8 protein-coding genes are annotated in these 10,213 nt (G+C 62.8%); 5 read left to right on the top strand and 3 right to left on the bottom strand.

Features of this window, described 5'->3' with window-relative positions; translation table 11 throughout:
* Positions 1 to 162: 162 nt before the first annotated feature.
* Complete coding sequence (locus C2134_RS15365) at positions 163 to 1,272, bottom strand: aromatic ring-hydroxylating oxygenase subunit alpha (RefSeq protein ID WP_043627845.1); 1,110 nt, start codon at positions 1,270 to 1,272, stop codon at positions 163 to 165.
* A gap of 622 nt (positions 1,273 to 1,894) precedes the next feature.
* Between C2134_RS15365 and C2134_RS15360 the strand changes: the two genes are divergently transcribed.
* The 3 genes from C2134_RS15360 to C2134_RS15350 are packed head-to-tail and all read left to right on the top strand — an operon-like array spanning position 1,895 to position 6,148.
* Entirely contained in the window at positions 1,895 to 3,088 is a 1,194-nt protein-coding gene (locus tag C2134_RS15360; RefSeq protein WP_043627858.1) for an acetate kinase, read from the top strand.
* A 19-nt stretch (positions 3,089 to 3,107) separates the two neighbouring features.
* Positions 3,108 to 5,189, top strand: a complete 2,082-nt coding sequence (gene pta, locus C2134_RS15355) for a phosphate acetyltransferase (protein ID WP_103321026.1) — start codon at positions 3,108 to 3,110, stop codon at positions 5,187 to 5,189.
* 5 nt (positions 5,190 to 5,194) lie between these two features.
* Complete coding sequence (locus C2134_RS15350) at positions 5,195 to 6,148, top strand: alpha/beta fold hydrolase (protein WP_103321025.1); 954 nt, start codon at positions 5,195 to 5,197, stop codon at positions 6,146 to 6,148.
* A 76-nt stretch (positions 6,149 to 6,224) separates the two neighbouring features.
* Here the strand turns inward: C2134_RS15350 and C2134_RS15345 are convergent, their stop codons facing one another.
* Complete coding sequence (locus tag C2134_RS15345) at positions 6,225 to 7,004, bottom strand: Cof-type HAD-IIB family hydrolase (RefSeq protein WP_158248781.1); 780 nt, start codon at positions 7,002 to 7,004, stop codon at positions 6,225 to 6,227.
* A gap of 153 nt (positions 7,005 to 7,157) precedes the next feature.
* Between C2134_RS15345 and C2134_RS15340 the strand changes: the two genes are divergently transcribed.
* The gene (locus C2134_RS15340) at positions 7,158 to 7,943 is read left to right on the top strand and encodes a DeoR/GlpR family DNA-binding transcription regulator (protein WP_103321023.1); all 786 of its coding nucleotides are present in this window, start codon (positions 7,158 to 7,160) and stop codon (positions 7,941 to 7,943) included.
* 131 nt (positions 7,944 to 8,074) lie between these two features.
* Complete coding sequence (locus C2134_RS22135; protein ID WP_304529171.1) at positions 8,075 to 9,580, top strand: methyl-accepting chemotaxis protein; 1,506 nt, start codon at positions 8,075 to 8,077, stop codon at positions 9,578 to 9,580.
* 18 nt (positions 9,581 to 9,598) lie between these two features.
* Here the strand turns inward: C2134_RS22135 and C2134_RS15330 are convergent.
* Positions 9,599 to 10,213, bottom strand: a 615-nt coding sequence (locus C2134_RS15330; RefSeq protein ID WP_369406784.1) for a response regulator, incomplete at its 5' end; no start/stop codon positions are given.

The following is a 10,213-nucleotide window of genomic DNA, read 5'->3' as shown; positions in this document are numbered from 1 at the left end:
CTGACAGGGTCGGCGTAGCTGGCGGCCAGGGCCAGCGGGCTGATCAGCAGCAGCGCCGCCAGCGCAGTCATGCGGAAAATAGAGAGCATTGTTTAACCGGAATTTCGATAAAAAAAGGCGCGGAACCCCGCGCCTGCGCATTATGGCATTCAACTTGCCACTTTAACCAGCCAATGCCGAAGCCATCTTGCGGCGATAGTATTCATGGAAGTGCTGCATGCCTTCTTCGGTCGGCGACTGATACGGGCCCACCTCGCTGACGCCCGCCATCCACAAAGCCTTGCGGCCTTCGTGCATGCGGATGCAGATTTCGTCGTCTTCCTTGGCGGTTTCGAAGTAGGCGGCCTGTTCGGCCTCGATGAATTCCGGCTCGAACCACACCACGTCTTCCGGGTAGTAGAACTCGGTAATCACCGTGCACTTCTCCGGACCGCGCGGGATCACCACGCTGACCACCAGCACATGCGGATACCACTCCACCATGATGTTGGGGTAGTAGGTCAGCCAGATGGCGCCGAACTCCGGCTGCTGCTCCTCGTAGCGGCGGCGCACTTCCTCATGCCACTTGCCGTACACCTTGGAGCCGGCGCGCGCCAGGCGGTTTTTCACGCCCACCGTCTGCACGTGGTAGCTGTCGCCCCACTCCCATTTCAGATCATCGCAATTGACGAAATTGCCGAGACCGGGATGGAAGGGATCGACGTGATAGTCCTCGGAATACACTTCAATGAAAGTCTTCCAGTTGAAGTCGTACTCGGTGGTATGCGTGGAGTGGAAGGCGTAGCCGTCGAAGGTCATGTGCTTGGCCACGCCCAATCGGGCAAGGTCGGCAGCCACATTGCGGCGGGCATCGAACAACAGGCCGTTCCAGCGCGTGAGCTCGGTCTGGCCCAGGTTCAGGCACGGCGTTTCCGGGAAATGCGGCGCGCCCACCAGTTTGCCTTCGGCGTCGTAGGTCCAACCGTGCAGATTGCACACGATATGGTTGCCGTTGCCGCGGCCTTTATAGATCACGGCCTGGCGATGGCGGCAGACGTTGGAGATCAGCTTGATCTCGCCGTCCACATTCTTGAGCATCTTGCCATGCCCCAACCAATCCAGCGTATGATAATCGCCCGCATTGGGCACCATCAGCTCATGGCCATAGTACTGAGGCGCATCTGCGAACAGCAGCGCTTGCTCCCTGGCATAGAACGCGGGATCGAAATAGGTATAGACGGGTAGCTGGGCTGCGGATGCTTGAAGCAGTTGAGCAGAAGCCAGATCAGACATTATTCCCACACCTCCGTGGAAGAAGATATAAGACCAGCCGAATCTCGCTCAGGACGAGTTTGCGGGACTATCAAAAACAATCAATCAAAACAAGGCCAAACCTTGTATCACGAGGGCGGAATTATGCCCTCCCCCCACCCCCGGGGCAAGCGTTAATTCTTTGTGACAATCTGTCCGAAGCCCCGCACTGTGGCAAGATATCCACCGACACCCGGCTTGTGGCAAACAAACCGCCTGTCAGTTAATTAAAATCAAAGACTTGTCAATTTCAATGCAGTGCAACATTAGAATCTGATGATTTGTAGTGATATACTACGGTCAATATTGTTGCTACATCGACTGCCCTACTCACCGCGCCCGGCTTGCAGCCGGCCCGCGAACCCGCTGAAAAACAGGCTAAATCCTTGATAAGACAGCGCAGACAGCATGATGGCCGTCTGCTGTCGATCGTAACAACAAGCTGGCCAAACTGGCCGACATGCGCTACCACACGGTTAAGACGCCGAGCGCGCCGCGCCATGGCGCGACGACAGCGATCAGGCAGCAAATCGGCGGCAAGCGCATCGCAGTGGATTTTTTCACCGATTTTCTCCATTTTTTTCAAATTTACATGTTCAAACCTATGAATTCCAGCATCCTAGTCATCAATTGCGGCAGCTCCTCCCTGAAATTTGCGCTGATCGACAGCGCCAGCCACGACGCCATCATGACCGGCCTGGCGGAAAAGCTGGGTCTGGCCGACGCCTGCATCACTTTCAAGCATAACGGCGAGAAGCAAACCGCCCTGCTGTCCGCGCCGGATCACGCCGCGGCCATGCACGCCATCATCGAGAAGCTGCAGCAAGTGTCGCTGCTGGACAGCGTGAAGGCCATCGGCCACCGCGTGGTTCATGGCGGCGAACACTTCAAGCAATCCGCCCTGCTCGACGAAGCCGCCATCAGCGAAATCGAACGCTGCATCAAGCTGGCGCCGCTGCACAACCCGGCGCACATCCTGGGCATGCGCACCGCGATCAAGGAATTCCCGAGCCTGCCGCAAGTGGCCGTGTTCGACACCTCCTTCCACCAGACCATGCCGGAAAAAGCCTACCTGTACGCCGTGCCGATGAAGCTGTATCGCGAGAACAGCCTGCGCCGCTACGGCATGCACGGCACCAGCTACCGCTTTGTGGCTGAAGAAGCCGCCAAGATGCTGGACAAGCCGCTGGAAGACAGCTGCCTGGTGATCGCCCACCTGGGCAACGGCGCGTCGATCTCCGCCATCCGCAACGGCAAGTGCGCCGACACTTCCATGGGCCTGACCCCGCTGGAAGGCCTGGTGATGGGCACCCGCTCCGGCGACATCGACCCCAGCGTGTTCAGCTACCTGGCCGCCGAACGCGGCATGGACATCCAGGCCATCACCAATCTGCTGAACAAGGAATCCGGTCTGCTGGGCCTGTCCGAACTGTCCAACGACTGCCGCGAACTGGAAGAAGCCGCCGCCAAGGGCCACGAAGGCGCCAAGCGCGCGCTGGAAGTGTTCGCCTACCGTCTGGCCAAGTACGTTGCCTCGATGACCGTCGGCGCCGGCCGTCTGGACGCTCTGGTGTTCACCGGCGGCATCGGCGAGAACTCGTCCTTCCTGCGCGGCGAAGTGATCAAGCAACTGGGCTTCCTGGGCCTGAAACTGGACGATGCCGCCAACGCCGCCTGCACCCGCGGCAACGCCGGCCGCATCACCGCCGCCGACTCCGTGCCGGCTCTGGTGATCAACACCAACGAAGAACTGATGATCGCCATGGATACCGCCAAGCTGGCGGGCCTGGCCAACTAAGCCGGCCGAGGGAAACATCATGCAAACGTTTTTCCTTGCTCCCACCGGCTTCAATGCCGGCCTGACTTCGGTCTCGCTGGGCGCGGTGCGCACGTTGGAACAAGCCGGCCTGCGCGTCGGCTTCCTGAAGCCCATCGCTCAAGGCACCGACGACAACGGCGTGGAACGCTCCACCCATTTCGCCCAGGCCATCTGCCGCCTGAACGCGCCGCAGCCGATCAGCATGGACCGCGTAGAGTATCTGCTGTCGCAAGGCCAGGTCGACCAGCTGATGGAAGAAGTGGTCAGCCTGTACCAGCAAGTGGCGCAGAATGTGGACGTGGTGATCGTGGAGGGCCTGGTGCCCGACCAGAAGCAGGTCTTCTCCACTTTCCTGAACACCAAGATCGCCCGCAACCTGCAGGCGCAAACCCTGCTGGTTTGCTCCGCCAAGGACTTGGGCGTGGCGGAAATCGCCGAACAGCTGGAAATGAGCATCCAGGCCTTTGGCGGCCAGCATGTCGCCGGCTACATCCTCAACCACGTGCTGCCGGACGTCGACTGCGCCAAGCTGGCGCATGACGTGCAGGACGCGCGCAGCCTGAAGAAAGCCGGCCTGCCGCTGCTGGGCGTGATCCCGTACCAGCCGGAGCTGTTGGCGCCGCGCACCCACGACGTGGCCCGCCATCTGAACGCCAGCGTGGTGCACGCCGGCCAGCAAACCAGCCGCCGCGTGCGCAGCATGGTCGTGGCCGCACGCACCGCGCCGAACATCGTCAATCTGCTGAAGCCGGGCGCGCTGATCATCACCCCGGGCGAACGCGAAGACGTGGTCATGGCCACGTCGATGGCCGCGATGAACGGCGTGCCGCTGGCCGGCCTGCTGCTGACCTGCGACTCCGAACCGGACCCGCGCATCCAGCAGCTGTGCCAGCAAGCCTTCACCGGCGGCCTGCCGGTGCTGGCCACCTCGCTCAACTCGATGGAAACCGCCAGCGCGCTGAACGCGATGAGCCGCCAGGTGCCGTCCGATGACCTGGAGCGCATGGAGAAGGTCATCGACTTCATCGCCGAGCATCTGGACGCGTCGCCGCTGAAGCAGAGCGTCGGCGAGCCGCGCGAAGTGCGCCTGCCGCCGCCTGCCTTCCGCTACCAGCTGATGGAAAAGGCGCGCAAGGCCAACAAGCGCATCGTGCTGCCGGAAGGCAACGAGCCGCGCACCATCCAGGCCGCCGCCATCTGCCACGAAAAGGGCATCGCCCGCTGCGTGCTGCTGGGCAACCGCGCCGAGATCCTGCAAGTGGCCGAATCCCAGGGCGTAACGCTGCCTGCCTCGGTGGAAATCCTGGATCCGAACCAGATCCGCGGCCGCTACATCGAGCCCATGGTCGAGCTGCGCAAAGGCAAGGGCCTGAACGCCCCGATGGCCGAGCAGCAACTGGAAGACACCGTGGTGCTGGGCACCATGATGCTGGCGATGAACGAAGTGGACGGCCTGGTTTCCGGCGCGGTGCACACCACCGCCAACACCATCCGTCCGGCGCTGCAGCTGATCAAGACCGCCCCGGGCTCCAGCATCGTGTCGTCGGTATTCTTCATGCTGATGCCGGAACAGGTGTACGTGTACGGCGACTGCGCGGTGAATCCGGATCCGAGCGCCGAGCAGCTGGCCGACATCGCCATCCAGTCGGCGGACTCCGCCACCGCCTTCGGCATCACGCCGCGCGTGGCCATGATCTCCTACTCCACCGGTTCTTCCGGCAGCGGCAGCGACGTGGAAAAAGTCCGCGAAGCCACCCGCATCGCCCGCGAGAAGCGTCCGGACCTGCTGATCGACGGCCCGATGCAGTACGACGCGGCCTCGGTGGAATCCGTCGGCCGCCAGAAGGCCCCGGACAGCCAGGTTGCCGGCCGCGCCACCGTGTTCGTGTTCCCGGACCTGAACACCGGCAACACGACTTACAAGGCGGTGCAGCGCTCCGCCAACGTGGTGTCGGTGGGCCCGATGCTGCAAGGCCTGCGCAAGCCGGTCAACGACCTGTCGCGCGGCGCGTTGGTGGACGACATCGTCTACACCATCGCCCTGACTGCGCTGCAGGCGGAGCAGACTCCGGCTCGCTAAGACCAATGCTGAAACGCATCGAAACGGCTCCCCTGCGGAGCCGTTTTTTTTTTGCAAGTTCCTACTATGAGTCGACAAACCAACAAGCCTTCTTCGCTGCCGTTACACGCTGCATGGCCAAAATCTTCAATCGAGGTTTGAAAATGGAAAACCGCTCAACCCTCCACACAGAATCAGGCGTGCGCCTGCGCCGCGTTTCCAATCGCCCAGGCCGGCACAACTGGCTGTTGCTGCCAGGAGGCCCTGGATTAGGCTCTGAGAGCTTGGCTTCGCTGGCCTCTTGCCTGGACGTTGACGGCGCAGTCTGGCTGGTAGACCTTCCCGGAGACGGCAACAACACCGGCCAGCCTGAAGATTATCGACGCTGGCCAGGCGTCATCAGAGAAGCAGCCTGCGCGCTCCCCCATTGCGTATTTGTGGGCCATTCCACTGGTGGGATGTATTTGCTGTCGACGCCAGAGCTTGAGACCCTGCTGCAAGGCCTGGTGCTGATCAGCTCCGCGCCCGATGCTCGCTGGCAATCGCGCTTCGCCCGCACCAGCGAGCAGTATCCGCTTCCCGAGGTTGGCCAGGCTTTCGAGGCCTACTCGCAAAATCCTAGCGCCGAAACGCTTAAGCGACTGACACTGGCCGCCGCGCCCTGGAACTTCTCTCCGGCGTCGCTCGCCAGCGGGCGCGCCATGCTGGAAACCTTGTCATACAATGTGGCAGCCATGGAATGGTCCGGCCAACATTTCGATGCGGAATATCAAGCCCGCTGGTGGCCGTCCCAGCTGCCGGTGCTGATTCTTTCCGGAAGCGAGGACCGGATCGTCGATCAGTCGCTATGGCAAGACAGCGCCTACCAAGGCGCCAACGTGCGCCACGCGGTAATCGAGGGCGCGGAACACTTCCCGTGGTTTGAAGCGCCGGAACGGGTCGCGGCGGAATTTGCCCTGTTCGCGCAGCGCTTGGCCTAACTCCAGCCACAAAGAAAGAACCCCGCCTTGCATGCAAACGCGGGGCAATCATTTGGCACTCCTGATTCAAGGGCGCCTATGCCAGCATTTCCAGCAGCTGTTTGGCCACGCCGCCCTCTGCATGATGGCCGATCACCGGAACATCCGGCAGACGGCGTTTCAGTTCCGGATGCGCATTGGCCATCACATGCGGCAAGCCCGCCAATTGCAGCATCTCGGCATCGTTGAGGTTGTCGCCGAACGCTGCGCAGCCGGCGGCGTCCACGCCCAGGTGCGCCAACAAGCGCGCCAGCGCGCTGCCCTTGTGCACGCCGGGAGCCATCACTTCCAGGTAGCACACCTGCGAATAGGTCATGGACACCGCATCGCCCAATTCGCGCGCGATGTCGGCTTCGATTTCGGCCAGCAATTCCGGCGCGCCGCAATAGATCACTTTGGACACATCGTCGGCCGCGAAGCTGGCTAGATCGGCGATCTCGCCCACCTGGCCGGTGTAATGGCTGTACTCGCGGCGGCTGTGATAGGCCATGATGCAATCGTCGCGGTACACGCCCAGCTCGGCTTCGCGCACCAGCGCGGGCTGCAACAGCCGGCCCAGCAGCGCCTGCGACAGATTGGCCTGAAACAGCAGGCTGCCATCGGCCAGATGGATGCGCGCGCCGTTGGCGCTGATCACCGGCACCGCCGGCAGATCCTGCGGCCACAAGCGCTGCACCTGAAGCGCATGACGCCCGGTGGCGATGGCCAGCGGAATGCCGCGCGCCACCACCTGCCGCAATACCGCATGGGTTTCCGGAGCCACGCGAGAATCGGCGTCCAACAACGTTCCGTCCAGATCGCTAACGATGAATTGCATGTTAAGCCTCCTTGCTTGTTGCTGCCCATTTTGCACGAACATGCATAATCGTGCAAAGTATGATGCGCAATCAGGCATATATTCCTGCCTGTTTTGACCAAACATGCAGAATCATGCAACACTGCGCATAAAATCCGCACGGAAAAACCCATCATGTCCAAAGAACGCGCCGCCAGCGCCAGCCTCCCCGCAGATCGCCACCTTTATATCCGCCAGCAATTGCAGCTGCATGGCCGGGTGCTGGCCGGCGAGCTGGCGGAAACGCTTGGCGTATCAGAGGACTCCATCCGCCGCGATCTGCGCGAACTGGCAGCCGCGGGCGTTTGCCAGCGCGTCTACGGCGGCGCCATCGCCTTGACGCCGAACCAGGCCAGTTTCCGCGCCCGCAAGCAGGAGCACCAGGCGCGCAAGGCCAGGCTGGCCGCCACCGCGGTCCAGCAACTGCAACCCGGGCAGTTTGTGTTTCTGGACGGCGGCACCACCAATCTGGAAATCGCCCGCGCGCTGCCTGAGCATCTGCCATTGACCGTGGCAACCAACTCAATCCCCATCGCCGCCGAATTATTCGGCAAGAAACAGCTGGAGCTACTGCTGATCGGCGGCAGCGTCAATCACCAAAGCGGCGACGCGCTAGGCACCATCGCTACGCTCATGCTGCAGGCCATGCGGCCGGATATCTGTTTTCTCGGTACCTGTTCCGTCGACTCTGAGCTGGGCATCGGCACGCTGCAGGCGGACGAAGCCGCGTTCAAACGCCAGCTGGTGGAGCAATGCGGCCAGATCATTCTGGCGGTGACCAATGAAAAGCTCGATACCGCCTCGCCTTTTCAGGTTGCCCCGCTGGGCGACATCGGCCTGCTGATCATCGAACCGGATGCCGATCCGTCGCGCCTGGCCCACCTGCAGGCCAGCGGCGTGCCCTTGCGCACGGCGTACTGAGCGCGGTTTAAATCCAGCAGCATATTGCAGTTGATCAAACATTTGTTTTAAAGTCCCCCTCCAAGCGCCCAAACGATAAATCCTTGAAAATCAGAGCGCTTCCATCTGGAACATCCTTGGAGGGGAAACCAATGTCGATACAAGCCATCACCGAATGGTTCATGCCCGACAGCATCCGCCAGTCGCCGGAGCAGGCGATACGCGCCCGCACCGTGGTCGGCGTCGGCCTGCTGGCCGGCCTGATGGCGCCGCTGTTCGCCGTCGAATACCTGATGCTGGGCCATTACCCGATGGCCGAAGGCATCGCGCTGGGCGGCCTGGGCCTGTTGTTTGGCCCGCTGCTGCTGCGGATCAGCGGCGCCGTGCGCTTCACCGCGGAATTCATCACCAGCTGCATGTACGCCATGGTGTGCTGGATGGTGTATGTCAACGGCGGCATCCTGTCCACCAGCCTGATGTGGTTCGCCGCCATCCCCTTTACCGCCGTATTCATCGGCACCCGCCGCTCCGGCATGTTCTGGCTGGCGATGTCGCTGCTCGCCGTCGGCATCATCATGTGGCTGTCCGGCATCGACGCCATCCCCAAGAGCCCGCTGCCGCATGAGGAGCTGCCCAAGCTGCAGGCCAAGTCGCTGGCGGGCTTGTCGCTGGTGGTATTGGTGCTGGCGCTGGCCTTCGACAAGGCCAAGAGCAAGAGCTTCGAGAAACTGGAAAGCGCCCGTCAGGATGCCGAACGCGCCAGCCAGACGCTGGCTTTGATGATGGAACAGATCAGCCACTCCATCCGCGACGCCTCCGGCGCCAGCCGCCAGATTGCCGCCAGCACCGGCAGCATGGCCAAAACCATGGCAGACCAGCGCGGCCGCTCCGAAGACATGGTGGTGATCGCGCAGCAAATGGCCGTGGTGACCAGCCAGAACGCCGAGCAATCCACCATGGCGACCCAACTGGCGCAAACGGCCGGCGACGCGGCGCTGCAGGGCGGCTCCGCGATGGACCAGGCGGTTTCGCAACTGGGCCGCGCCGGCGAAGTGATCAGCCATGCGGCCGGCAAGCTGGAAGAGCTGGGCCAGCGCAGCGCCGAGGTCAGCGGCATCGTGCAGTTGATCCGCGACATCGCGGACCAAACCAATCTGCTGGCGCTGAACGCGGCCATCGAGGCCGCCCGCGCCGGCGAAATGGGCCGCGGCTTCGCCGTGGTGGCCGACGAAGTGCGCAAGCTGGCCGAGCGCACCCAGAACGCCACCCAGGACATCGAGAGCAAAATCCAACTGATTGTCGACGGCACCAACCAGGCCATCGTGGCGATGCGCGACGGCAACCAGCAGATGCGCGCGGGCAGCGACCACGCGCAGAACGCGCATCAAAAACTGTCAGGCATCATTCGCGAAACCGCCGAGCTGGCCAATCTGCTAGGCCAGGTATCGCAGGCCGAAGCCAATCAGAACCAGGGCTTCGCCCAGTTTGCCGGCGACATCGTCGCCGTAGGCGAAGCCACCCGCAGCCTGTCCGGCGAAACCGAAAACATCGCCGAGGCCATCCGCCGGCTGGATGAACAAATGGAAAAGCTGCACCAGGCGGTGAGCCAGCCGGCACATGCGCCGGCACCGACTAGACGCGAGCCGAGCTGGGCCTGAGCAGAGAGGGAGCTGGGCTCAGATATAGCCCAGCTCCAAGGCGCGCAGCACCGCGCGCACCCGATCGCGCACGCCCAGCTTGGACAGAATGCTGGAGACGTGATTCTTGATCGTGCCCTCGCTCGGCCCCAGCGCTTCCGCGATCTCGCGGTTGTTGAAGCCCCCGGCCATCAGCGCCAGCACCTCCACCTCGCGGCCGGTCAGCCTTTCCGGCAAATCCAGGGAGGGAAAGCTGGCCCCGCCTCCGCGCACGCCGTCCAGCACGCGTTCGGTCAGACCCGGGCGGAACAAGGTTTCCCCCGCCGCCACGCTGCGGATCGCCTGCGCCAGCCGCTCCAGCGAAATATCCTTCAACAGAAATCCGCGCGCGCCCAAGCGCATGCCGGCCAGCAGCGCCTCGTCGTCATCGAACGTGGTCAGCAGCAAGGTCGGCGGCATGCCGCCGCGAGTCTGCAAGGCCTGCAATAGCGCTATCCCGGACATGCCCGGCATGCGCACGTCCAGCAACAGCACATCGGGCCTCTCCCCCTGCAACAGCGCCAGCGCCTCGGCCCCGTCCGCGGCCTCAAGCGCCACGCGGATGTCGCCGGTCAACTCCAGCAAGCCGCGAATGCCGCTGCGCACCAGCATCTG

Origin of the sequence: Chromobacterium sinusclupearum, from assembly GCF_002902845.1 — a bacterium.
GTDB classification, from domain to species: Bacteria; Pseudomonadota; Gammaproteobacteria; order Burkholderiales; family Chromobacteriaceae; genus Chromobacterium; species Chromobacterium sinusclupearum.
The sequence above is the reverse complement of the archived record's forward strand: the minus strand, read 5'-3'. Positions and strand labels throughout refer to the sequence as shown.

What these genes read in the sequence shown, in the direction of transcription:
- C2134_RS15340 (WP_103321023.1), top strand. Translation starts at nt 7,158, where the DNA reads ATGTCCAAAGAACGCGCCGCCAGCGCCAGCCTCCCCGCAGATCGCCAC.
- C2134_RS15350 (WP_103321025.1), top strand. Translation starts at nt 5,195, where the DNA reads ATGCTGAAACGCATCGAAACGGCTCCCCTGCGGAGCCGTTTTTTTTTT.
- C2134_RS15345 (WP_158248781.1), bottom strand. Translation starts at nt 7,004, where the DNA reads ATGCAATTCATCGTTAGCGATCTGGACGGAACGTTGTTGGACGCCGAT.
- C2134_RS15365 (WP_043627845.1), bottom strand. Translation starts at nt 1,272, where the DNA reads ATGTCTGATCTGGCTTCTGCTCAACTGCTTCAAGCATCCGCAGCCCAG.
- C2134_RS22135 (WP_304529171.1), top strand. Translation starts at nt 8,075, where the DNA reads ATGTCGATACAAGCCATCACCGAATGGTTCATGCCCGACAGCATCCGC.
- C2134_RS15360 (WP_043627858.1), top strand. Translation starts at nt 1,895, where the DNA reads ATGAATTCCAGCATCCTAGTCATCAATTGCGGCAGCTCCTCCCTGAAA.
- pta (WP_103321026.1), top strand. Translation starts at nt 3,108, where the DNA reads ATGCAAACGTTTTTCCTTGCTCCCACCGGCTTCAATGCCGGCCTGACT.